Annotated in this window: 19 protein-coding genes; 12 read left to right on the top strand and 7 right to left on the bottom strand. The window is 51.0% G+C overall.

Annotated features, from left to right (window positions below):
- Positions 1 to 134: 134 nt before the first annotated feature.
- Genes zwf through MWU62_RS11735 form a run of 3 tightly spaced genes read left to right on the top strand, consistent with a single transcriptional unit; the run spans position 135 to position 3,005 of the window.
- The gene (gene zwf / locus MWU62_RS11725; RefSeq protein WP_247115056.1) at positions 135 to 1,610 is read left to right on the top strand and encodes a glucose-6-phosphate dehydrogenase; all 1,476 of its coding nucleotides are present in this window, start codon (positions 135 to 137) and stop codon (positions 1,608 to 1,610) included.
- On the top strand, positions 1,597 to 2,316 hold the full coding sequence (gene pgl, locus MWU62_RS11730; RefSeq protein ID WP_247115058.1) for a 6-phosphogluconolactonase: 720 nt from the start codon (positions 1,597 to 1,599) through the stop codon (positions 2,314 to 2,316). Before zwf ends, pgl begins: the two co-directional genes overlap by 14 nt.
- A gap of 38 nt (positions 2,317 to 2,354) precedes the next feature.
- Complete coding sequence (locus MWU62_RS11735) at positions 2,355 to 3,005, top strand: bifunctional 4-hydroxy-2-oxoglutarate aldolase/2-dehydro-3-deoxy-phosphogluconate aldolase (protein ID WP_247115060.1); 651 nt, start codon at positions 2,355 to 2,357, stop codon at positions 3,003 to 3,005.
- Here the strand turns inward: MWU62_RS11735 and pyk are convergent.
- Together pyk and gap are read right to left on the bottom strand one after the other, a co-directional pair.
- On the bottom strand, positions 2,998 to 4,446 hold the full coding sequence (gene pyk, locus MWU62_RS11740; protein ID WP_247115062.1) for a pyruvate kinase: 1,449 nt from the start codon (positions 4,444 to 4,446) through the stop codon (positions 2,998 to 3,000). The genes MWU62_RS11735 and pyk overlap by 8 nt on opposite strands.
- A gap of 68 nt (positions 4,447 to 4,514) precedes the next feature.
- Positions 4,515 to 5,519 carry a type I glyceraldehyde-3-phosphate dehydrogenase gene (gap, locus tag MWU62_RS11745; RefSeq protein WP_247115063.1) on the bottom strand — a complete coding sequence of 335 codons (1,005 nt, stop codon included), beginning with the start codon at positions 5,517 to 5,519 and terminating at the stop codon, positions 4,515 to 4,517.
- 168 nt (positions 5,520 to 5,687) lie between these two features.
- On the opposite strand from gap, the gene edd reads away from it, so the two are divergent.
- On the top strand, positions 5,688 to 7,508 hold the full coding sequence (gene edd / locus MWU62_RS11750; RefSeq protein ID WP_247115064.1) for a phosphogluconate dehydratase: 1,821 nt from the start codon (positions 5,688 to 5,690) through the stop codon (positions 7,506 to 7,508).
- A 30-nt stretch (positions 7,509 to 7,538) separates the two neighbouring features.
- On the opposite strand, the gene MWU62_RS11755 is transcribed toward edd, so the two are convergent.
- On the bottom strand, positions 7,539 to 8,282 hold the full coding sequence (locus MWU62_RS11755) for a nitroreductase family protein (RefSeq protein WP_247115066.1): 744 nt from the start codon (positions 8,280 to 8,282) through the stop codon (positions 7,539 to 7,541).
- A gap of 120 nt (positions 8,283 to 8,402) precedes the next feature.
- Between MWU62_RS11755 and MWU62_RS11760 the strand changes: the two genes are divergently transcribed.
- Positions 8,403 to 8,996, top strand: coding sequence for a uracil-DNA glycosylase family protein (locus tag MWU62_RS11760; protein ID WP_247115068.1), 594 nt, complete (start codon positions 8,403 to 8,405; stop codon positions 8,994 to 8,996).
- Here the strand turns inward: MWU62_RS11760 and glpD are convergent.
- Positions 8,890 to 10,482, bottom strand: coding sequence for a glycerol-3-phosphate dehydrogenase (gene glpD / locus MWU62_RS11765; RefSeq protein ID WP_247115069.1), 1,593 nt, complete (start codon positions 10,480 to 10,482; stop codon positions 8,890 to 8,892). The two genes, MWU62_RS11760 and glpD, sit on opposite strands and share 107 nt — an antisense overlap.
- A 191-nt stretch (positions 10,483 to 10,673) precedes the next feature.
- Positions 10,674 to 11,432, bottom strand: coding sequence for a DeoR/GlpR family transcriptional regulator (locus MWU62_RS11770; RefSeq protein ID WP_247115071.1), 759 nt, complete (start codon positions 11,430 to 11,432; stop codon positions 10,674 to 10,676).
- A gap of 210 nt (positions 11,433 to 11,642) precedes the next feature.
- Between MWU62_RS11770 and glpK the strand changes: the two genes are divergently transcribed.
- Positions 11,643 to 13,115: a glycerol kinase GlpK gene (gene glpK, locus MWU62_RS11775; protein WP_247115072.1), complete on the top strand. Its 1,473-nt coding sequence runs from the start codon at positions 11,643 to 11,645 to the stop codon at positions 13,113 to 13,115.
- Positions 13,116 to 13,139: 24 nt separating this feature from the next.
- Here glpK and MWU62_RS11780 read toward each other — a convergent pair whose 3' ends face one another.
- Complete coding sequence (locus MWU62_RS11780) at positions 13,140 to 15,044, bottom strand: sigma-54-dependent Fis family transcriptional regulator (protein ID WP_247115074.1); 1,905 nt, start codon at positions 15,042 to 15,044, stop codon at positions 13,140 to 13,142.
- A 290-nt stretch (positions 15,045 to 15,334) separates the two neighbouring features.
- Between MWU62_RS11780 and MWU62_RS11785 the strand changes: the two genes are divergently transcribed.
- The 6 genes from MWU62_RS11785 (at position 15,335) to MWU62_RS11810 (ending at position 21,431) form a co-directional block, all read left to right on the top strand.
- Complete coding sequence (locus MWU62_RS11785; protein WP_247115076.1) at positions 15,335 to 16,429, top strand: ABC transporter ATP-binding protein; 1,095 nt, start codon at positions 15,335 to 15,337, stop codon at positions 16,427 to 16,429.
- The gene (locus MWU62_RS11790) at positions 16,429 to 17,532 is read left to right on the top strand and encodes an ABC transporter ATP-binding protein (RefSeq protein WP_247115078.1); all 1,104 of its coding nucleotides are present in this window, start codon (positions 16,429 to 16,431) and stop codon (positions 17,530 to 17,532) included. The genes MWU62_RS11785 and MWU62_RS11790 overlap by 1 nt, the downstream gene beginning before the upstream one ends.
- Entirely contained in the window at positions 17,529 to 18,395 is an 867-nt protein-coding gene (locus MWU62_RS11795; protein ID WP_247115080.1) for a sugar ABC transporter permease, read from the top strand. Before MWU62_RS11790 ends, MWU62_RS11795 begins: the two co-directional genes overlap by 4 nt.
- A 10-nt stretch (positions 18,396 to 18,405) precedes the next feature.
- Positions 18,406 to 19,212 (top strand): carbohydrate ABC transporter permease, encoded by an 807-nt coding sequence (locus tag MWU62_RS11800; RefSeq protein WP_247115082.1) that lies wholly within the window; start codon positions 18,406 to 18,408, stop codon positions 19,210 to 19,212.
- An 11-nt stretch (positions 19,213 to 19,223) separates the two neighbouring features.
- Positions 19,224 to 19,499, top strand: coding sequence for a DUF2160 domain-containing protein (locus MWU62_RS11805; RefSeq protein WP_247115084.1), 276 nt, complete (start codon positions 19,224 to 19,226; stop codon positions 19,497 to 19,499).
- A gap of 189 nt (positions 19,500 to 19,688) precedes the next feature.
- On the top strand, positions 19,689 to 21,431 hold the full coding sequence (locus tag MWU62_RS11810; RefSeq protein WP_247115086.1) for an ABC transporter substrate-binding protein: 1,743 nt from the start codon (positions 19,689 to 19,691) through the stop codon (positions 21,429 to 21,431).
- Positions 21,432 to 21,535: 104 nt separating this feature from the next.
- Here MWU62_RS11810 and MWU62_RS11815 read toward each other — a convergent pair whose 3' ends face one another.
- Positions 21,536 to 22,786, bottom strand: coding sequence for an ABC transporter substrate-binding protein (locus tag MWU62_RS11815; RefSeq protein ID WP_247115087.1), 1,251 nt, complete (start codon positions 22,784 to 22,786; stop codon positions 21,536 to 21,538).
- Between the last annotated feature and the right edge of the window lie 240 nt (positions 22,787 to 23,026).

Consider the following 23,026-nt stretch of genomic DNA (forward strand, 5'->3'; position numbering starts at 1 on the left):
TAGTAAACGTATCAGTGCGATGGTCTTGCTCTTGGAATAATTCAGCTCAAGTGCCATTATTTGGATAAAATTACTACATTTATTATCGAGTGTGAGCCACAAGCGTGGTCTGACTCACCGGAGAGAAGCGTGCAATGGCCAATAAAATAGCAACCCGCTGCGACATCATGTTATTTGGTGCTTTGGGTGATCTGGCGCAGCGTAAGCTGTTTCCCGCTCTATACCAACTCGAACGAGCTGGTTTATTGGCCGATGGGAGCAGAATACTGGGACTTGCCCGCAGGGAGCTCAGTACAGATGACGTGCGCAAGGAGCTGAGGGAAGGACTAAAGCAGTACGTTAAATCTGAAGAGTTTGACTCTTCAGTTGTCGAAGCCTTTTTGCAGCGGGTTGAGTACCAGATTCTGGATTTCAATAACGAATCTGGATTTGGGGTGTTGAACAGCTGGCGGGACGAAGAGAACAGCGAGCTTATTGTGTATTTAGCCAGCCCGCCTGCCATGTACGGTGTGATTGCCCGCAACCTTCGTTCCGCCAGTTGCTGTACCGAAAAGACCCGGGTTGTTGTTGAGAAGCCGATTGGTCACGATTTGGAGTCGTCCCGTGTTATCAATGATGAATTAGGCGAGGTTTATAGAGAAAGCCAGCTGTTCCGAATTGACCATTATTTGGGTAAGGAAACAGTTCAGAATCTGATTGCGTTGCGTTTTGCCAATAACCTGTTCGCATCCCAATGGGATCAAAACCATATATCCCATGTGGAAATAACGGTTGCCGAGAGCGTGGGAATTGAAGGGCGTTGGGGTTATTTCGACAAAGCGGGTCAGATTCGCGACATGATCCAGAACCATATGCTGCAGCTTTTATGTCTGATTGCCATGGATCCTCCCTCGGACTTGTCTGCAGATAGTATCCGAGATGAAAAGGTAAAAGTGCTAAAAGCACTGCGTAGGATTACGCCGGATATGATGGAAACCTATGTGGTTCGGGGCCAATACACAGCAGGAACCAGTACAGGAAAGCCGGTTCCGGGGTATCTGGAAGAAGAGGGTGCCAACAAAAGAAGCGAAACGGAAACCTTTGTGGCCTTGAAGGTCGAAATAGACAACTGGCGCTGGTCAGGCGTGCCTTTTTATATCCGTACTGGCAAGCGCCTCCCGGAAAAGTTGTCGCAGATTATTATCCACTTCAAGCCTGCCCCCCATTACATCTTTGATCCGGATCAGAAGCATTTGGCGAATAACAAGCTGATTATCAGGTTGCAGCCGGACGAGGGTATGTCGCTGAAAATACTCACCAAGGATCAAGGTTTGCATAAAGGCATGCGCCTACGGCAGGGGCCATTGGAGCTTACTTTCTCAGAAGCATTTGAATCCGAGCGAATCCCGGATGCTTACGAACGCCTACTTTGGGAAATTATGAAAGGAAACCAATACCTGTTCGTGCGCCGTGACGAAGTTGAACATGCTTGGCATTGGGTTGACCGGATTATTCAAAACTGGAGCGATGGTGGTGATCCGCCTAAGCGATACGCGGCAGGAACCTGGGGGCCGGTGGCGTCCATAGCAATGATCACCCGTGATGGAAGGAGTTGGTATGAAGACGCCTGAACTGGATTTGCCGTCTGGTATAGAGACCCACTTTTCAGAAACGCCACAGGAGGTTGGGCAGCAGCTTGCTCACACGGTCGCCGAGCTCCTGAGAGGCCGTCTTCATAGTGCAGAACGCGCGAGCCTTGCAGTGTCTGGAGGCTCTACACCCTTGCCCTTTTTTCAGGCATTGTCCCGCAAAACACTCGACTGGGGCAGGGTAGACGTGTTGCTTGCAGATGAACGCTGGGTAGACGAGGCCGACGAGGACAGTAATACCAAGCTGGTCAAAGAAAATCTGTTGCAGAAAAACGCTGCAGTGGCACAGTTCTTATCTATCAAGCAATCAGGAAATACGCCTGAGGAAAGTTTGGGCGCCGCAGAAGCTGAGCTCTCCAAGCTAATGCGCCCGCTGGATGTTCTGATTTTGGGGATGGGGAATGACGGCCACACCGCATCGTTATTTCCGGACGCCCCCGAGCTTGCCCACGCTATGAGTGTTGAAAACCGTAATGCCTTGGCGGCCATGACCCCGCCCTCTCAGACGCACCAGCGTATTACGCTGACCTATGCCTTAATGCGGGAGGCTCGTTTCATCGCGCTTCACCTTAAGGGTGAAGATAAGCTAGAAACGCTGAAGCGTGCGTTCAGTGAACCGAATGATGTGCTCGAGATGCCGGTTCGTGGATTCCTTAAATCTGGCCTTCGAGTTTTCTGGAGCCCCTAAAACATAGTTAGCCCTACTAAGCCCCTGTGGAGAGAACCATGAATCATGTATCCGGCTTTCACCGCGAGCGCATCAGATCTGTTCTGGGTGCTTCACAGATAATGCCTGTGATCACCATCAAGCATCCTGACGATGCCGTCCCGCTTTGTCAGGCGCTCTTTGAGGGCGGTATACGAGTAATGGAGATAACCTTGCGAACGGAGCATGGGCTTAAGGCGATTAAAAGTGTACGAGAGGCTCTACCAGAAGCCTGGGTTGGTGCTGGTACGGTTACTTGCATTGCCCAGTACCGTCAGGCGGAAACTGCTGGTGCACAATTTATCGTCACCCCCGGCGTTACCAAAGCGATGCTTGATTTTGCATTGACGTCGGAGGCGGCGCTTTTACCCGGAGTGTCTACGGCATCCGAGCTAATGCTGGGCTATGGTTTGGGCTATCGTGAGTTTAAGTTCTTTCCAGCAGAGGTGGCGGGAGGCATTCCTGCGTTGAAAGCCTTTAGCGGCCCCTTTCCGGATGCAATCTTTTGCCCGACCGGTGGCATTCGCCGCGACACCGCCAGAGGGTATCTGGATTTGAACAACGTGCAAACCGTAGGGGGCAGTTGGCTGATCCCTGACGATGCGGTTGCAGCGAAAGACTGGGCTAAGATTACCGAGATTGCGTCGGGTAGTTTGCGTGATATCAGCTGATATCAGAGCCAACCCGCACAATCTTCATGGTGTTGGTTCCGCCTTGAGCGTTTACATAGTCACCTTTGGTGATGACCACTAAATCGCCTTTGCCTACGGCTTTCCTGTTTACCAATTCCGATATAGCCAGCGCATTGGTTCGTTCATTCGGTATCTTTGCGGAATCAAAGGGGACCGTTTGAACGCCGCGATACATCACCACTCGATGCTGCGTTGAATGGTGCCGGGAGTACGCGAAAATGGGTAGGCTAGATTTGATTCGTGACATAAGTCTGGGCGTTGCACCTGTTTCCGTCATACAAATAATTGCCGTGACACCATCTAGGTGATTGGCTGCATACATAGCAGACAAAGCAATGGCTTCATCTACGTGTTCCATGCTTTCGTGTATGCGGTGGTTCGATTGGTGCATCGTAGGGTGCTTTTCTGCACCTATACATATTCGGACCATTGCTTCTACGGCTTCTACCGGATAATCACCAACCGCTGTTTCCGCCGACAACATAACGGCATCTGTGTAGTCCATAACAGCATTGGCCACATCGGATACTTCAGCTCGCGTCGGCATTGGGCTGGTGATCATAGACTCCATCATCTGGGTTGCAGTAATCACTGCGCGATCCAGCACTCGAGCTCGCGCAATAATATGCTTCTGCACACCCACAAGCTCTGCGTCACCTATCTCGACGGCAAGGTCGCCACGGGCCACCATCACAACGTCGGATGCTTCGATAACCGCATCCAGTGCTGCCACATCGTGGGCTAATTCGGCCCGCTCGATTTTTGCAACCAAACCTGCATCAGAACCGGCTTCTTTAAGCAGTCTGCGAGCGGTGTGCATGTCCTCGGCCGTGCGGACAAATGAAACGGCTACGTAGTCGGCTCCAAGGCGTGCGGCCGTTACGATATCCTGCTTGTCTTTATCGGTTAGCGCATCGGCGGAAAGCCCGCCGCCACGCTTATTGAGCCCTTTATTATTGGAGAGGGGGCCGCCGATCAGAACCAAAGATGTGATGCTGTGACTGTCAACCGACTGCACTTCCATTTCGATACGGCCGTCGTCCAGAACAAGAATGTCGCCCGGCTTTACATCGTTAATCAGCTGTTCATAGTCGATGCCTACACGCTCTTCCGTACCCGCCTCTTTATCCATTGAGGCATCCAGAACGAAGGTTTGCCCTGTTTTCAGAGTCACCTTGTTGTTCGCAAAGCGTGCAATGCGTAGCTTTGGACCTTGCAGATCGGCAAGTATAGCCACGAACCGCCCCTGTGCTGCGGCCGCCTTGCGCACGTGTTTGGCGCGCTCCAAGTGTTCGTCAGCGCTGCCGTGGGAAAAGTTTAACCGGGTAACATCTACTCCGGCGCGGATGATGGCAGCCAGCGATTCTGGTGTGTCTGTGGCGGGGCCGAGGGTGGCGACTATCTTGGTACGCCTGAGCATATTTCGTGTCCCTTTGATGTTCGAGTTAATGTCGCCCACGTGTGCGGGCGATTGCGGGTTGATCGATTCTATTGGCTGGCCTTCATCAGCGCGAGTGCGTTGTCTAGCATTCGGTTTGAAAAGCCCCACTCATTATCGTACCAAGCCATGACTTTTACATGACAGCCCAGCACGCGAGTGTGGTTGGCGTCGAAAATGCTAGAAAGTGCATTATGGTTGAAATCAATACTAACCAATTTCTCAAGGTTGTATCCCAGCACCGGATTTGATTCAGCAGCGGCTTTTACAGCTGCATTGACCTCTTCTACCGATGTTTCTCTACTTGCGATAAAGCCGAAATCAACCAAAGATACGTTAATAGTCGGTACCCGAACTGCCAGCCCGTCAAGCTTTCCCGAGAGCTCAGGGATAATTTTGCCAATTGCGGCTGCAGCACCGGTTTGAGTTGGAATCATCGACTGAGTTGCAGAGCGTGCACGGTAAAGGTCTGAGTGATAGACGTCGCTCAAATTTTGATCGTTGGTGTATGAATGTATTGTCGTCATTAAACCACTTTCGATACCAATGGTCGTGTGCAGGGCTTCGGCAACCGGTGCAAGACAATTAGTTGTGCAGGAGGCACTCGAAATAATAGTGTGCTTTGCTGTAAGAACGTCGTGGTTAACACCATAGACGACCATGGCATCAGCATCCGGACTTGGTGCAGAGATAATGACTTTTCGGGCTCCGGCCTTTAGGTGGCCTTCTGCTTTAGCGCGCTTGGTGAAGAGCCCTGTGCACTCGAAGACAACGTCAATATTGAGGTCATTCCATGGCAGTTCTTCCGGGTTGCGGGTGGCAGTAATGACAATTCGATCGCCGTTTACGGTGAGGGAGTCCGCATCGTGGCTGACTTCAGCATCAAACCGCCCGTGTACACTGTCATATTTGAGTAGGTGGGCGTTGGTTTCTGCATCCCCAAGGTCATTGATGGCGATGACCTGAAGTTTGTCGCGGTAGTTGTTTTCATAAAGTGCCCGTAAAGTGTTGCGGCCAATCCGCCCAAAACCATTGATCGCGATACGAATTGTCATAGTCTGAGTCCTGATCTAGATGTTTTTGTTCGAGTTATGTTTGTGATGTAGTAAATATAACAAAATAATGCTCGAATATGAACATTGAAGCGATGTTGGGCGAAAAAAGAAGGTAAAATTACGTAGTATTTATTGTGATTGCATTTGTTTTGAGACTGGAGCTCCACCATGCACCCGACTGTCCAATCAGTAACGCAAAGAATTATCGACCGCAGCCGCGCTTCTCGACAGGATTACCTCGAACGCATGCGTGAGCTGAAAGCCCGCTCCCCCCATCGGGGCACGCTTTCCTGCGGTAATCTTGCCCACGGTTTTGCAGCCTGCGGCCAGAGCGACAAAGACACCTTGAAGCTGATGAACAAGGCCAATGTGGCGATGGTTTCTGCCTATAACGACATGCTCTCGGCACACCAGCCTTATGCGGCTTTTCCGGACGTTATCCGTGACGCGGCTCATGGCATGGGGTCCGTGGCACAGTTTGCCGGTGGCACGCCTGCTATGTGTGACGGAGTGACTCAGGGGCAGCCGGGGATGGAGCTCAGCCTGTTCTCGCGGGACACCATTGCCATGAGCACAGCGGTGGCACTTAGTCACAACATGTTCGATGCCACACTGCTATTGGGCATTTGCGACAAGATTGTTCCGGGGTTGTTGATTGGCGCACTTAGTTTTGGCTACTTACCCAGCATTCTAGTGCCTGCAGGCCCTATGCCGTCAGGCCTGCCAAATAAGGAAAAGCAGCGTATCCGGCAATTGTATGCAGAGGGAAAAATTGACGAAGGCCAACTGCTAGAGGCTGAGAGCCAGTCCTATCACAGCCCGGGAACCTGCACATTCTATGGCACAGCAAACAGTAACCAGCTTCTGGTGGAAGTTATGGGCTTGCACTTGCCGGGCGCCGCTTTTATCCATCCGAACACACCACTGAGAGAACAGCTGACCCGTGCAGCGACAGAGCAGGTTATTCGGTTGTCCAAACCTCAAGGTGGGGAGCTTGGCCTTGGCGATATGGTTAATGAAAAAAGCATCGTCAACGCACTGGTTGCGCTTCTGGTAACCGGAGGATCAACCAATCATACGTTGCACTGGGTTGCGATTGCCCGTGCCGCGGGCATTATCATTGACTGGGCTGATTACGCCGATCTGTCCTCCGTTGTGCCCTCCATGACCCGAATATACCCCAACGGCGAAGAAGATATTAATGCGTTCCACGAGGCAGGTGGTACGCCATTTCTGATTCGTGAGCTGCTTGAAAAGGGGCTGTTGCATAACGATGTAGAGACGGTTGTCGGGCATGGTCTTGAGCGATATACCCGAATGCCAGAGCTTGAATCTGGCAAGCTGGTTTGGAAGCCAGCACTCAGAGAGAGTTTGCGCCCGGACGTGCTCAGTAGTGCGGCAGAGCCTTTTGCACCAGACGGTGGCCTAAAGGTATTGGACGGGAATTTGGGGCGGGGCGTTATCAAAGTATCTGCGGTTGCGCCAGAGCATCATCGAGTTGAAGCACCTGCTGTCATATTCAATGATCAAAACGAGTTAAAAGCGGCGTTTGAGGCTGGAGTGCTTGATAAGGACTGCGTTGTTATTGTGCGTTTTCAAGGCCCGAGATCGAACGGCATGCCTGAGCTACACAAGCTGACACCCTATCTTGGTGTGTTGCAGGACCGCGGGTACAAAGTTGGTCTGGTAACCGATGGCCGTATGTCTGGCGCTTCAGGCAAGGTTCCGGCGGCGATTCATGTGTATCCCGAAGCACTCGACGGTGGCCCCCTTGCAAGGGTTCAGGATGGCGACCTGATTTGTCTGGATGCCGATAGAGGTATCTTATCGATTGTGATGGATGAGGCCGAGTTCGCAAAGCGAGAGCCAGCTAGGCCGGATTTATCGGCATATCAGCAGGGCTACGGCAGAGAGCTGTTTGGCTGGATGCGGCGCGCGGTGAGCACGCCGGAAGAGGGCGCCAGCGTTTTGGGTGTCAGTAGCCCCTGAAAAATCAGGGGCAGACCGCCGACAGGCTTTTTACAAGTAGTGAACGAGAGTTTTCTGATCGAATCTGTACTGGCGGTTATATACGCCGTTTTCGGCGCGACGGCCAGCCGCCAATACCATGGTTACCAGCCCTTTGGAGGGTAGGTTCAACAGTTTCTTCACGCGGCATTCGTCCATTCCTTCCATGGGGCAGGAGTCGAAACCGTGTGCGCGCAATGCCAGCATCAGGTTCTGTGCGGCCAAAGCGGTGGACTTGGTTGCCCACACCTTCATTTCATTCACTGAATAGGGTCCTCGGGGAACCGGTCGAGCTAGGCCCACAGCCAGCCCAGCGGTCTTTTTGGCCACGCCCAGAAGCCCGAACGGCCCTTGATTGTAGTGAATGGGTGCGATTTTTTTATAGTACTTCTCAACGATAGAAGGCAGTTTTTCGTCCTTTGGCCAATCTTCTATCGCAAGTTGAGCGTGCTTGCGCCATGTGTCCGGGCGCGCAACGATGGCGATCAGCACCGGGGCAGTGGTGGCTGCATTCTGGCCCAGACAAGCTTCTGCTAGTTTGCTTCGCAGTTCTGGTGTTCTTACGACGTAAAATTCCCAAGGTTGCAAATTGCTGGAGTTTGGCGCCAGCGTGGCCAGCTCCAAACAATCTTCAAGTACGGCATCCGGGATGGGCTCATCTGTGAAGCGCCGAACAGACCTGCGGCTGCGAACAACCTTTCGGAACTCTTCAACATCAATCTCTGGCAAGGAAAGTTCACCAACTTTTGCGTTCATTGTTCATTCCTGAATTATGCAGTTGTTCCGGAGATCAGCACCAGCTTGCTGCATTGAATTTTGAGCTATATGGTTACGGGAAAACGCTTTGGTTGCAATCGCCCGGATGACGCAGAGCCTATGACGCAAACCCTTGAAGAGCTATCTTTTGAAGAACTAGTTCAACAGGTGCGAGCCTGCACGATTTGTGCGGAGGCTTTACCCTATGGACCCAGGCCTGTGGTGCAGCTATCACCGGGCTCTCGTATTCTGGTGGTGGGTCAGGCACCGGGTAGGCGTGTTCATGAAACCGGGTTGCCGTTCAATGACCCCAGTGGAGACCGCCTTCGGCAATGGATGGGTATAACACGAGAGGCGTTTTATGACGACCAGAAGCTGGCCATTTTGCCCATGGGTTTTTGCTACCCGGGCACAGGCAAATCCGGTGATTTACCGCCCAGGCCGGAGTGTGCCCCGGCTTGGCGTAACGCTTTGCTGCAGCGATTACCCAATATAGGGCTGACACTGGTGATTGGCCAGTATGCTCATGCCTGGCATCTTTCAGGCGCAAAAAAATCCGTTACTGAAAACGTCCAGAACTGGCGACAATACTGGCCAGATGTACTGCCTATGCCTCACCCGAGCCCGCGTAACAACCTTTGGCTGCGCCGGAATCCTTGGTTTGAAAAAGAGGTGATTCCGACACTTCAGGAACAGATTGCGTCGTTGCTATAACTTTGCTTCCAAGGTAGGTGTCAAGCGCATCGACATCGCTGGCAGATGCATAGAGCCCCTGTTTGGTTCTACGCCAGAGTATATCCTCTGAGGTCATAGCCCACTCGTTTTCCACAAGATGCTGAACCTCTTTCTCATAAAGCGTACCAGCGAAAAGCTCACCTAGGTCGGCTATTGAGGTGCAGCCCTGCAAAATGTCCCGGGAAGTCGTGCCGTAGGTTCGCACATAACGGCTTAGAACAGCCTCGGGTAACCAAGGAAACTCCTGTTGAAGCGCCGCAGTGAGGTTGTCTTGATTATCGAAATCGCCACCGGGCAAAATAGCGGTTTTCGTCCAATAGCCACCAGCCTCCGGAAAAAAGTGGCAGAGTTTGTTAGTTGCTGCCTCTGCAAGCTTCCGGTAAGTGGTGATTTTCCCTCCAAACACAGAAATCAGGGGTGCTTTGCCTTTCTCTTGGTTAACTTCAAAAGAGTAGTCCCGGGATGCTTTCTGCGCGTTTTCCTCTTCGCCATCCATTAGGGGTCTCACACCGGAGTAGGACCAAACCACGTCGGAGGGCCTCAGTTGACGAACGAAATGGGCATTTACAATATCCAGAAGGTAGTCTGTTTCTTCCGGTGAAATCTTCGCTTCCTTGGGGTCACCTTCGTACTCAACATCTGTAGTTCCCACCAGAGAGAAGTGATCCTCGTAAGGAATTACGAACACAATACGTTCGTCTTCGTTTTGCAGAATATAGGCTTCCTGCTCACTATTGAGCCGGGGCACAACAATATGACTGCCTTTGACCATGCGGATCATCTTGGGCGCAGGCATGGAGAGAGTTTCACCAAATAGCTTGCTCACCCAAGGGCCGGATGCATTAACAATAACCTTGGCCGAGACAGTTTTCTCTTCCGCGCTCACCGTATTGCGCAGCGTGATCTTCCAGTTTTCGTCCCCTCGCTCAGCATGAACACACTTGGTTCTTGTCATGATAGTTGCGCCGCATTGCTGAGCTTTCTTGGCGGTTAGTACAACCAGTCTGGCATCATCAACCCAGCCATCGGAATACTCAAAGCCTTTGGTAATATCGGGCTTTAGCGGACCTGATCCATCAAAACGGATCGACCGCGATCCGGGAAGGATTTCACGCTTTGCAAGATGATCGTATAGAAACAAGCCTGTACGTATCATCCAGGCTGGCCGCAGGTGGGGACGGTGAGGCAGGCGAAAGCGCATTGGCCACATGATATGGGGTGAGTTTCTCAACAGAGACTCACGTTCAGCCAAAGCTTTTTGCACAAGCCGAAACTCGTAGTGCTCGAGATAGCGTAGCCCACCGTGAATGAGCTTACTGCTGTTCGACGAAGTCGCGGAGGCCAAATCGTTCATTTCACAAAGCAGTACCTTGAGGCCACGACCTGCGGCATCCATCGCTATACCTGTTCCATTGACGCCGCCCCCAACGATGACAACGTCATACTGTTCATGCCCCATAGTCATTGCTGGTCATCTCCTGCTGCCAAACGAAAGGCATCTTTTTGAAGTGAAATGTTCGATATTAAAATGCGTTATCGAACAGTATGCGAAAGACGCAGATATTCGTAAAGGAAAATTTAGAAAATAAACGAAGATTTAAGCGTGAAGCAATAGATGGCAAGCTGCCTAAACATCTCCTGTATCTGTCGGGCTGGTTAAACGAGGTGAAGCTTGATCCCTTGCTCGTTCAGAAGCTGGGATATTTCAGCGGGGGGCTGTTGGTCGGTAAATACATGATCGGCTTGAGTAATATTGCCTAGCCTTACCATTGCATTGCGGCCAAATTTCGAGTGGTCTGCAGCGAGCAGTACTTGGCTTGAGTTGGCAATAATGGCCTGTGCGACACGGACTTCCCGGTAATCGAAGTCTAGTAGAGAGCCGTCATTGTGAATGCCGCTGATTCCGATAATGCCAAAATCCATCTTGAACTGGTTGATAAAGTCCCGCGTGGCTTCGCCTACAATGCCGCCGTCACGACTGCGCACTTCGCCACCCGCGATAATTACGTGGAAGTCCTCTTTTGCGGAGAGGATGGAGGCAACATGAAGATTGTTGGTTACCACCTGCAAGTTATTTTTTTCCAGCAGGGCTTTAGCGATGGTTTCAGTAGTGGTACCAATATTGATGAACATTGAGGAATTGTCTGGTATGAGTGCGATCATGGCAGAGGCAATGCGTTCTTTTGCCTCCAAGTCCATGATTTTTCTCGCCTGATAGGCAGTGTTCACGGTGCTCGAGTCGATTCCGGCGCCGCCATGGTGACGTCGGAGCTTCTTCTCTTTTGCGAGTTCGTTCAAGTCTCTGCGGATGGTTTGAGGCGTTACTTTGAATTGCTCTACTAGCTGCTCGGTTGTCACAAAACCGTTTTGCTGGATCAGCTCCATAATCAGATCCTGTCGCCGCCGCTGCGCCATTAAACTAACCTCCACTCTGTCGCTTTTCTTATTCGAAATAATGAGCGTTTGTAAACTCTGCTAGAATAAAGTTTAGTCTTTTTGGCGTTTTTTTACAGCCTTTTGAGAGGCTTATCTGCTCGGTAGCTGGCGCGGTTTGCAAAACTTCTTGGCATTCATATTCAAAAAGGCAAAAATGCGAACAAATAAGAAAGCGAGGACGAAAACGAAATGAGCCAGTACCTACTGTCCATTGATCAGGGAACAACGAGCTCTCGAGCCATACTTTTTGACTTGAGAGGGAATATACACGCCGTTCGCCAGCAGGAGTTTCCCCAGCATTTTCCAGATAGCGGATGGGTGGAGCACAATCCTGATGACATTTGGTCCTCTGTAAAGCAAACCTGCAACGACCTTATGTCGGAAGAGTGCGGTGAGGGCGATGAAGTGGTTGCTGTCGGTATTACCAACCAGCGGGAAACCACTATCGTCTGGGACAGGAAGACAGGTAAGCCGGTTTATAACGCAATTGTTTGGCAAGATCGACGAACAGCCTCATATTGCAGATCACTCAAGAGCGCGAGCCACGAGCCGGGCGTTCATAGCAAAACCGGTTTGTTAATTGATCCCTACTTTTCGGCCACTAAAATCCGCTGGATTCTAGACAATGTTCCGGGGGCTCGTGAACGCGCGGAACGTGGAGAATTGGCATTCGGAACAGTCGACTGCTTTCTGCTGTGGCATCTGACCGGTGGGCGCGAGCACAAAACCGACGCCACCAATGCAAGCCGAACCTTGCTTTTTAATATCCATACCCAGCAATGGGATCCAGAGCTGCTCGAATTATTCAATATACCAGAATCGCTGCTGCCAGAGGTGATGGACTCGGCCGATGATTTTGGGGAAATTGTGGATGGCGGGGCGCTTAACGGGGTACCTGTACTTGGGGTGGCAGGCGACCAGCAGGCCGCTCTGTTTGGTCAGACCTGTTTCGACGTTGGCATGGCGAAAAGCACCTACGGCACCGGGTGCTTTCTGATGCTTAATACCGGCGATAAGGCACTGAAATCTGAACACAGGCTCCTAACCACCGTAGCCTACCGCCTAAACGGTAAGCCCACTTACGCTATGGAAGGCAGTATTTTTGTAGCCGGCGCGGCGATTCAATGGTTACGGGATGGCCTTCAGCTCATTCAAAACGCCTGTGATACAGAACCTTTGGCAGAGGGCACGCCAGTGGATCACGGTGTTTATTTGGTTCCGGCTTTTACCGGTTTGGGTGCGCCCTACTGGGACCCAGACGCACGCGGCGCCATTTTTGGCTTAACCAGAGATACTGGCATCAAGGAAATCGTCACTGCGGGTTTGCAGTCTGTGTGCTACCAAACCAAAGATCTACAAAAGGCCATGGAAAAAGATGGTATGCGGCCAATCAACCTGCGAGTTGATGGCGGCATGGTAACGAACAACTGGGTTTTGCAGTTCCTTGCGGATATTTTAGGTGCGAGGGTTGATCGGCCGTCAGTGGTAGAAACAACGGCTTTAGGGGTGGCTTATTTGGCTGGGCTTAAAGCAGGCGTTTACAAGTCGCTGGATGAACTCGCCAGTTTGTGGCGATGTGATCGGAGCTTTGAACCGATCATGACAAAGGAGAAACGCGACGCTTTGTATGAGGGCTGGATTAAAGCTGTCCATAAACTCTAAGCCGGGCTTGTGATGGGGTGGGGGTTAACGAACCCCCAGTTCCCGGAGTCGCTTGTATAGCGTATTTCGGCTGATGGATAACTCTCTAGCCGCGCTTGATACGTTGCCTTTGCACTTATGATAGACCTGTAAGGTTAGAGCGTTGCTGTGTTGATCCCCGTTTTCCTGTCGATGTCCTGTTGGGGTTTTGGGATTTTGAGTAGAAGCAACAGGAAGCTCGTTAGTTTCCGTTTGGGTGGATGGGGTAGTGGTGTCAAATTCCGCCAGAAAATCCGCAGGCAAGTGCCAGATCTGCACATCGTCGCCGTCGGCAATAGCGATAGCCACCCTCAAAACATTGGTCAACTGGCGGATGTTGCCTGGCCAGAGGTGATTTTCCAAAGCTGATAATACTCTCGGAGTTAGAGATTCACTCTGCACCGGATCACGATGCTGCCTGTAGATATGCTGAATCAGGTTGCGTTTGTCTGTGCGGTTCCGCAGCGCCGGCAGCTCAACACATAGCCCGTTAATTCGGTAATAAAGGTCTGCACGAAACTGGCCCGATTCAATGCTGGACAGCGGCGAGCGGTTGGTGGCGGTGATAAGCAGGATATCCACAGGGATGCTCTCCGTGGCACCAACCGGTGTCACCACACGCTCCTGCAGCACACGAAGAAGTCTTGACTGGGCGGATAGGGGCATCTCGCCAATCTCATCAAGAAATAGAATGCCTTTGTGCGCCTTGCGGATGAAACCGAGGGAGCCTTGCGCCCGGGCGCCTGTAAAAGCCCCGGCTTCATAGCCGAATAGCTCCGATTCCACTAACTCTGGTGGGATAGCGGCGCAGTTCACTGCAACCAAAGGCTGGTCTCTGCGGTGTGTTGCCTTGTGCAGAGCATTTACCAAAACCTCTTTGCCAACACCGGTCTCCCCGGTTATCAAAATTGGCACGCCCCGTTCGAGGACTTTCAAGCTTTGCTCGGCACAGCGACGTACTGATACATCACCGTATTCGAGGCCAGAAAAGCTGGCCGGCTTGCTCCGGAGGTCTGGTTTCTGAGTGCCTCGTCCAGCCTCCAAGGGCATTGTTTCAACTGGGGAAGGCCGCTTCACACGGGCGCTTAGCCTCACCTTGCCTTTGGTCATTAGTTGAAGTGGCGAATGTTCCGGATACCCGAGAATATCGTTGCGGTGAGTGGTGAAGAGGTCATCAAGCCAGACGTCTGTGGTTTGCGTGCCTAGAAGTTGATCCGCACGCTGATTGCTGGCAACAACCTTGCCCGACTCATCGCATATAAGAATGCCTGACCAGGGGCTGTCAAAGTTGTCGGCAGTTGTGTTTAGCGTAATCTGAAAGTAGTCCGCCTCAAACTGCCGGTTTAATAGGCGGTTTTCAACCGACTGGGCAAGCAATTTTACCATGCCAAGGGTATGGGCTTGCGGTAGGTAGGCATCACTGAAAACGCTCAACACACCGGTAAGCTGTTTTCGGGTGTCAAAAATAGGAGCAGCAGAGCCAATAATGCTTCGGTGGAATTTAAGAAAGTGCTCGTTTCTCTGGATCTGTATCGCTTTGCCGCTGGCAATGGCGGTTCCGATGGCGTTGGTGCCGCACTGTTGTTCCTGCCAGTTGGCACCTTCCTGAAAAAAGGGCCTGAGGCCGGACTCCGTAATGCGCTGGTCGCCCCAGACTTTCAATACGGTGGCATGTTGGTTTGCCAGAAGGATTAAGCACCGGCTGCTGGAGAGCACATTGGCGTAATAGGGAACTACCTCCGCCTCTGTGCTGGAGACCAGTTCATTGTGTTGGCAGCTTAGGTCTTCCAGCCGCATATCACTGAATGCTGGTGGTGTGGGCTGGTGTTCCGGGTCAAGTCCCCACGCAATACAGCGCTCCCAAGATAACGCAATGTCATTTCGGTCATCCAAATGTTTGTTCTTCCGCATCAGGTTACTTCCCTGTGTTCATTTTCTTATCTGAAACTGTTCAATACTCTGTGCAAATAGTGTTTGCGTCAATGTTCAATTTGAACAAAGTAGTGTTAAACGAACATTTGTGTTTTCGGTTTAGAAATGGGTCATTAATTAAATTGCTTTTTAAATCAAAGATGTAGGGGTAAACACCTAGCCTCTATATGAGTTTGGTACGAGCTTTGCGTTCAAAAAATAGAAATTGAATTCCCGGGCGTTCGTTTTCGTACCCGGGCACGCTTCCATAAGAACAACAAGGAATGCACATGTCCCTAACGCTGGAGAACCTCTCCCGAACGGTTGACGGTATTGATTATGTTCGGGATGCCAACCTCACTTTTGAGGCGGGATCCTTCAATGTTCTGCTTGGCCGAACTTTGGCTGGTAAAACCTCGATGATGCGGCTGATGGCCGGCCTTGATAAGCCGACGGAAGGTCGTGTGCTTCATAGAGGTGAAGATGTTACCGGGCAAAGCGTACAACGCCGGAACATTTCAATGATTTATCAGCAATTCATTAACTACCCCACACTCACCGTTTACGAAAATATCGCCTCCCCACTGCGGTTGGCTAAGATGGCAAAATCCGAGATTGATCGCCGAGTCAAAGAAACGGCGTCAATGCTACAGATTGAACCACTTCTCAAGCGCTACCCCCTTGAGTTATCCGGCGGCCAGCAGCAACGGACCGCTATGGCCCGCGCTCTGGTAAAAGATGCAACTTTGGTGTTGTTCGACGAACCTCTGGTAAATCTGGATTACAAGTTGCGGGAAGAACTTCGCGCCGAACTAAGGGAGCTGTTTCGGGAGCGGCAGTGTATTGCGGTGTACGCAACCACTGAAGCCAACGAAGCTTTGGCTCTGGGTGGCACAACCACCTTGTTACATGAAGGTCGAGTGGTTCAGACCGGGCCAGTTATGGATGTTTACCGTGCGCCGACGAACACTTTGGCTGCGCAGCTGTTCAGCGAACCACCGATGAACATGATCCGCGGGCGTGTGACGTCTACGGAAGTGACCTTCGATGAGTACTCTCATCACGCGTTGACTCAGGAACTGGAGAAACTAACGCCCGGCGATTATTGGTTTGGCATTCGCCCCAGCCATATTTCATTGGTGCCCACCAACGATGACGACCTAGAAATGTCCATGGAGGTCGCGCTGAGCGAAATCAGCGGTTCCGAGACCTTTATGCATGTTGAAAACAGTCACTTTGAGATGGTCATGCAACTGATGGGTGTTCACCAATACCACACAGGTGCTCCTGTAAAGGTCTACTTGCCCGTTAATAAACTCTTTGTTTTCGATAGCAGTGAGCAGTTGGTGCATACACCATCCCGGGTTTCAGGAGGCGCGCTCTAATGGCTGAAATTCAATTAAAAGCTTTGGCTCATAGTTACATCGCAAACCCAGTAGGACCTGATGATTACGCCATTCGCCAGCTTGACCACATTTGGCACAAAGGGGGTGCCTATGCACTGCTTGGGCCTTCCGGATGTGGCAAGAGCACTATGCTGAACATTATTTCCGGCTTGGTTCAGCCCTCTGAAGGTGAGGTGCTGTTTGATGGGAAACGTGTCAATGAGCTGTCACCGCGGGACAGAAACATTGCACAGGTGTTTCAGTTCCCTGTGATCTACGACTCTATGACCGTTTACGAGAATCTCGCGTTTCCGCTCAAAAACAACAAAGTGCCCGCAGCCAAAATCAAAGCGCGAGTACAAGAAATTGCAGAGGTTCTGGAGATCGAGGACAAGCTGCATAAAAAGGCGAAGAACCTGACGGCAGACGAAAAGCAGAAGGTGTCTATGGGGAGGGGGTTGGTTCGAGAAGATGTCTCGGCAATTTTGTTTGATGAACCTTTGACGGTAATTGACCCTCAGCTTAAGTGGAAGTTGCGCAGGAAACTCAAACAGATTCACGAGCAGTTCGACATTACTATGGTGTACGTCACGCACGATCAGCTTGAGGCGTCGACATTTGCCGACAAAATTGCAGTGATGTACGACGGACAAATTGTGCAGTTCGGCTCGCCAACAGAACTTTTTGAGGCTCCCAATCATACGTTTGTCGGTTACTTCATCGGAAGTCCGGGTATGAATATTGTTGAGGTTGAGCGTTGTTCTGGAGGTGTGCGTTTCGGCTCTATCGTGTTGCCGCTTGAAGCATGGCAGCTCGAACTTCTCGAGCGCATCAAATCCAGAAACGTGAAGGTTGGCATAAGGCCCGAGTTTATCGAGATTTCACCTGTAGTCTCTGATGAAACCTACGCGGCGGAAGTGCTGGATATAGAAGATCTGGGCACCTATAAAATTGTGACTACACAGCTTGGCGGGCAGGAGATGAAAGTGCGCCAGAATGAAGAGTTTGATGCCACTATTGGTGCCCGCATAGACCTGTTATTCCCAAAGCAGTGGCTCTTGCTGTATGTGGATGAATTTCTGGTACAGGAGAAGCAGCCATGAATAAAATACCCGATAACCGCGCCTGGTGGCTGGTTCTTCCGGTTTTCCTTTTGGTTGCCTTTTCGGCACTTATTCCTCTTATGACGGTCGTCAATTACTCGGTTCAAGATATATTCGGTCCGGGTCAGGCCTACTATGTGGGCACCGAGTGGTTCAAAGAAGTGCTGGCGGATGAACGTCTTCGGGACTCTCTGGTTCGGCAGTTTGTGTTCTCTGGCTTCGTATTGTTGATACAGATTCCATTGGGTATTGGTGTGGCTTTGATGATGCCGAGATCCGGCATCAAGGGCTCCTTGTGCCTGATCCTAATTGCCATACCATTGTTGATTCCCTGGAACGTGGTAGGCACGATTTGGCAGATTTTTGCCCGCGGCGATATTGGGCTGTTCGGCTGGGGTATCAACCAGCTTGGCATAGATTACAACTACACCGGCGACACTTTGGACGCCTGGCTGACGGTGCTTTTGATGGATGTCTGGCACTGGACGCCTTTGGTTGCGCTACTCTGCTATTCCGGCCTGCGCGCTATCCCTGAGGCCTTTTATCAGGCAGCCGAAATCGACCGTGCTTCCAAGTGGGCAGTATTCCGCTACATCCAGTTGCCGCGTCTGAAGAGCGTATTGATCATTGCTGTGCTGTTGCGATTTATGGACAGCTTCATGATCTATATCGAGCCATTCGTTCTTACAGGTGGCGGCCCCGGGAGCTCGACAACCTTCCTGAGCCAGACGCTCACAACCATGGCAATAGGGCAGTTCGACCTGGGGCGTGCAGCCGCATTCTCTTTGATCTACTTCCTCATTGTATTGCTGATCTCTTGGTTGTTCTTCACTGCCATTACTCACGCCGACAAAGAAAAATAAGGAGAGAGCGATGAGACAGACACGTTCCAAAAATATAGGGATTACAATATACATCCTGTTATTGCTCACGCCGGTCTATTGGTTGTTGAACATGTCATTCAAGACGAGCAGGGAAATTCTGGGAGGGCTTACCCTGTGGCCGCAGAATTTCACATTTGATAATTACGTTGTGATCTTTACAGACCCTAGTTGGTACAACGGCTACTTAAATTCAATGGCGTATGTTTCTATCAACGTCGTCATTACACTGCTGGTTGCCCTGCCTGCGGCTTACGCGTTCAGCCGATATAAGTTTCTAGGTGATAAACACCTATTCTTTTGGTTGCTCAGTAACCGCATGGCGCCACCTGCAGTATTCCTGCTGCCATTCTTTCAGCTGTACTCATCCATCGGTCTTTTCGATACCCACATTGCCGTCGCTTTGGCGCACTGTCTGTTCAACGTGCCATTGGCGGTGTGGATACTTGAAGGGTTTATGAAGGGTGTTCCGCGTGAATACGACGAGATGGCTTACATCGACGGCTACAGCTTCCCGCGATTCTTTATCAAAGTGTTTTTGCCGATGATTCGATCTGGCATAGGCGTAACAGCGTTCTTTGCCTTCATGTTCTCTTGGGTGGAGTTACTTCTCGCGCGAACACTAACTGCCGTCGATGCCCAGCCTATAGGTGCAATCATGACCCGTACCATTGGGGCGAGTGGTATTGATTGGGGTGTGCTAGCGGCAGCTGGCGTTCTAACAATTATCCCCGGCTTGCTGGTTATCTGGTTCGTTCGCAACCATGTGGCCAAGGGCTTCGCTCTTGGGCGCGTTTAAGGAGAATTTGTATGATTGCTTGGATGAACTGGACACCCACCGTCATAGTGTTTTTTGCCGTTATTGCCGCGATTCTTTCGATAATGACCGTTTACGAAATTGTTTCGCCCTGCACGGAGCGAAAAGGCTTTCTGCCGATTGAAACAACGCGCGGAGATCGTTTGTTTATCGGGTTGCTTTCGGCGGCCTATATCCATCTAACGTTTCTTGCAGTGAGCGATATAACACTGTGGGTCGCGCTGGCGGTCTCTGTTGTTTGGCTACTGGTACTGTTGCGTTGGGGTTAAAAAACGGCCGGAAGCGCGTTTTAAAGGTTGTAAAGAATTCGAAAGCGAACTAGTTTTTAAGCCATGATCGAAAACGATCACCGATTGCTTTTCGCAAAGGCAATTTTCATCAGTTTAAGTGCTGTAACAAGCCTAAACGGAGTGCGGATTTACCTCGCTCCATTCACAAGAAAGTAAACGAGGTTGGGTATGTTCAAAAATAACAAATATCCGAAGAGGCTACTGCTGGGCGCTGCAATCGGTGCTGTCAGTATGGGACTGAGCCTGCAGGCTAGTGCTGATCAATACTCAGACGCGGCTGAAAAGTGGGTAAACGACGAATTCAAAAAGTCGACTCTTACAAAAGAACAACAGATGAAAGAGATGGCATGGTTTACCAAGGCCGCGGAGTCTTTCCGTGGCATGGAGATCAATGTTGTTTCTGAAACCATTGCCACCCACGAATATGAATCTAGTGTGCTGGCCAAAGCGTTCACTGAAATTACGGGTATTAAACTCAATCACACCCTGATTCAGGAGGGTGATGTGATTGAAAAGCTACAGACTCAAATGCAGTCTGGGCGTAACATTTACGATGGTTATGTGAATGACTCAGACCTAATCGGTACGCACGTTCGGTACGGCAAAGTCGTAGCAGTTGAAGACATAATGAACGGTGAAGGAAAAGAGTTTACGCTTCCTACACTGGACCTCGAAGACTTCATCGGTCTTGATTTCACGACAGGGCCTGATGGCAAGCTCTACCAGTTACCAACTCAACAGTTTGCCAACCTTTACTGGTTCCGCGCTGACTGGTTTGAGCGTGAAGATCTAAAAAAGCAATTCAAAGAAATCTACGGCTATGAGCTGGGTGTTCCTGTCAATTGGTCCGCTTACGAAGACATTGCAGAGTTCTTCTCGGTTCACGTTAAAGAGATAGACGGCGAAAAAGTATACGGCCACATGGACTACGGCAAGAAGGACCCCTCTCTGGGGTGGCGTTTCACAGATGCCTGGTTCTCAATGGCTGGAGCAGGCGACAAAGGATTGCCTAACGGTTTGCCTGTAGATGAATGGGGTGTTCGGGTAGAGGACTGCCACCCAGTTGGCTCTGATGTCTCTCGTGGTGGTGCTACAAACAGTCCAGCCGCGGTGTACGCAACTCAAAAGTACATTGACTGGATGGGTAAATACGCACCGCCAGAGGCCACAGGTATGACTTTCTCTGAGTCTGGGCCAGTTCCGGCACAAGGGAATATTGCGCAGCAAATCTTTTGGTATACCGGCTTTACAGCCAGCATGATCGAAGAAGGTCAGCCAGTGGTTAATGAAGATGGCACCCCGAAGTGGCGCATGGCTCCTTCCCCCCGCGGACCATACTGGGAAGAAGGCATGAAGCTTGGGTATCAGGATGTGGGATCATGGACATTCCTGAATTCAACCCCGGAGAAACGTCGCTTGGCAGCGTGGTTGTATGCGCAGTTCACGGTTTCGAAAACAGTGTCTCTTGAGAAGCTAGTTGCTGGCCTTACACCTATTCGTGATTCCGATATCAATTCAGATGTCATGACCGAGATGGCCCCGAAGTTAGGCGGCCTAGTTGAGTTCTACCGCAGCCCAGCGCGTGTTCAGTGGACGCCTACGGGCACCAACATTCCTGATTATCCGAAAATGGCCCAGCTTTGGTGGCAGTACGTGGCTCAAGCCGCGAGTGGTGAAGCCACAGCTCAGGAAGCACTTGATGGTCTAGCAAAGGCGCAGGATAGAGTTATGGAGCGGCTTGAGCGGGCTAATATTCTGGCCACTTGTGCACCGAAACTGAATGAGCCTCGTGATCCCCAATACTGGTTCGATCAGCCTGGCGCACCTAAGCCGAAATTGGCTAATGAGAAAGTTCAGGGCCAAACCGTTTCGTACGATGAGCTAATTAAAACGTGGGAGAATGATCGCTAAAGCTTAGTTTTAAAATGAAATGCCCGCCGCAACAGGTTTAGCTGTTGCGGCGGGTACTGTCATATTGGTCTTAAGTAGCCTTGCTCTAATAAGAGTTGGTGAGTTCACAAAGTCACTGGCTTGCCCGCCTCCCTGCGACGAGCTTCCCATTCTTCACGGGTCTGTGCGGCGTTATCGCCAGACATAGAGCCGATGATGCTGAAGTAATCCGCACCATACTCGTCGGCCATAATAGCTGTCCGGGGCTTAACTTTAACCACGTAAACAGACTGTACGTTTTGGTGGTCAAAGTCACGCCAGTACTGTTCGTCTTTCAGGAACGTGTATCTATGCCCTTCAAGGGCTCGAATCAATGCTCGGGTATCGGTTGTTCCGGCGCGTTCTACCGCGCTTTTGTATTGGTATACAATGCTGTAAGCGGAAGCAGCGGCGGTCGATGGCCGCATTTCATAGCGCTTTGAGAAGGCTTCAACAAATTCTTTACCCCGTGAATAGTTCATTTCATAGGGGACGTTCCATACCCATGGGCTACCACCAACAACACCTTCCATGATGGTTGGGCCAACCTGAATTGCCATGCCCAGAGTAAGGTTGGGAACAACAATCTGCATTTTTTTAGTCAGGCCCATTTCGTAAGCTACGTTGAGGGCGCGAACCATGTCATCCCCAAACAGTACCAGCATAAGCACTTTCGCACCGCTTGCATCGGCCTGTTCCAGAGCATTCTGGAAGTCGTTTACCAGAGCTCGTGGAAAGGGAGTTTTTACACCGGGATGGCGTTCTGTGTCTTCCGTATCAGAAAATTTGCGCACTGACTCCTCAACCGACCAACCCCATGTGTAATCAGACGTAATATAGAAATAATTCTCACCGCCATGGTTTTGTTTTAGATACTGACTGAGAACCTTAGCCGTCATCCAGGCATTATAAGGTTCGCGGAACATGTGAGTGTGTGCAGCGCTTCCGGTGGTCGCATTAGAATATGTAAGGGTGCCGAAATATAGCCGGTCGCGCTCGCGGGCGGCATTTCCCGAGGCAATTGCAACGGAGCTGGATACGCCACCAAACACCATTTGAACGCCTTCGTTGTCGATCATTTCAGCCGTGTTTCTTGCACCTCGGGCGGGCTTTCCGCGGGTGTTGCGAATCACCAGTTCCAGAGGTTGCCCCATGACACCGCCGGCTTTGTTGATTTCATCTACCGCCAAAAATGCCCCCAGCCTTTGTTGCAGGCCCTGATCTTTGTAACGACCTGTTTGCGGATAATTCAGGCCGATTTTTAGTGTTTCAGCACCAAGGGTGCTTGCCGAAAGCAGAAGCAAACAGACGGTTAAAAGGGCTTTTCCGGGTAGCATAAATGGCTCCAGCTTTAGGGGGTGGCCAAGTGAGAAACACTCGGGCCAGCGCTCTGGTTGTTTTGGTTTGATTATTGGTGAGGCTGAGGGTTAGTTTCTTTTTTTGAGGCAGAGCGCGGCAATCAGACAAAAGTGGGAATTTGCGTAAATATTTGTACGTTTGCACACTCACTTACATGAGTCATACTGCGTTTGCTGGTGTCGAGAGCGATTGAAAAACCGGGAAACCGAAACCGAGGA

Origin of the sequence: Marinobacter sp. S6332, assembly GCF_023016045.1 — a bacterium.
Lineage (GTDB): Bacteria > Pseudomonadota > Gammaproteobacteria > Pseudomonadales > Oleiphilaceae > Marinobacter.

Bases quoted from the DNA above. Each gene is read 5' to 3' on its own strand.
- MWU62_RS11800 (WP_247115082.1), top strand. From the start codon at position 18,406: ATGAGACAGACACGTTCCAAAAATATAGGGATTACAATATACATCCTG.
- MWU62_RS11735 (WP_247115060.1), top strand. From the start codon at position 2,355: ATGAATCATGTATCCGGCTTTCACCGCGAGCGCATCAGATCTGTTCTG.
- MWU62_RS11780 (WP_247115074.1), bottom strand. From the start codon at position 15,044: ATGCGGAAGAACAAACATTTGGATGACCGAAATGACATTGCGTTATCT.
- MWU62_RS11805 (WP_247115084.1), top strand. From the start codon at position 19,224: ATGATTGCTTGGATGAACTGGACACCCACCGTCATAGTGTTTTTTGCC.
- gap (WP_247115063.1), bottom strand. From the start codon at position 5,519: ATGACAATTCGTATCGCGATCAATGGTTTTGGGCGGATTGGCCGCAAC.
- MWU62_RS11760 (WP_247115068.1), top strand. From the start codon at position 8,403: ATGACGCAAACCCTTGAAGAGCTATCTTTTGAAGAACTAGTTCAACAG.
- zwf (WP_247115056.1), top strand. From the start codon at position 135: ATGGCCAATAAAATAGCAACCCGCTGCGACATCATGTTATTTGGTGCT.
- MWU62_RS11755 (WP_247115066.1), bottom strand. From the start codon at position 8,282: ATGAACGCAAAAGTTGGTGAACTTTCCTTGCCAGAGATTGATGTTGAA.
- MWU62_RS11810 (WP_247115086.1), top strand. From the start codon at position 19,689: ATGTTCAAAAATAACAAATATCCGAAGAGGCTACTGCTGGGCGCTGCA.
- MWU62_RS11785 (WP_247115076.1), top strand. From the start codon at position 15,335: ATGTCCCTAACGCTGGAGAACCTCTCCCGAACGGTTGACGGTATTGAT.
- MWU62_RS11815 (WP_247115087.1), bottom strand. From the start codon at position 22,786: ATGCTACCCGGAAAAGCCCTTTTAACCGTCTGTTTGCTTCTGCTTTCG.
- glpK (WP_247115072.1), top strand. From the start codon at position 11,643: ATGAGCCAGTACCTACTGTCCATTGATCAGGGAACAACGAGCTCTCGA.
- MWU62_RS11795 (WP_247115080.1), top strand. From the start codon at position 17,529: ATGAATAAAATACCCGATAACCGCGCCTGGTGGCTGGTTCTTCCGGTT.
- glpD (WP_247115069.1), bottom strand. From the start codon at position 10,482: ATGACTATGGGGCATGAACAGTATGACGTTGTCATCGTTGGGGGCGGC.
- pgl (WP_247115058.1), top strand. From the start codon at position 1,597: ATGAAGACGCCTGAACTGGATTTGCCGTCTGGTATAGAGACCCACTTT.
- pyk (WP_247115062.1), bottom strand. From the start codon at position 4,446: ATGCTCAGGCGTACCAAGATAGTCGCCACCCTCGGCCCCGCCACAGAC.
- MWU62_RS11770 (WP_247115071.1), bottom strand. From the start codon at position 11,432: ATGGCGCAGCGGCGGCGACAGGATCTGATTATGGAGCTGATCCAGCAA.
- MWU62_RS11790 (WP_247115078.1), top strand. From the start codon at position 16,429: ATGGCTGAAATTCAATTAAAAGCTTTGGCTCATAGTTACATCGCAAAC.
- edd (WP_247115064.1), top strand. From the start codon at position 5,688: ATGCACCCGACTGTCCAATCAGTAACGCAAAGAATTATCGACCGCAGC.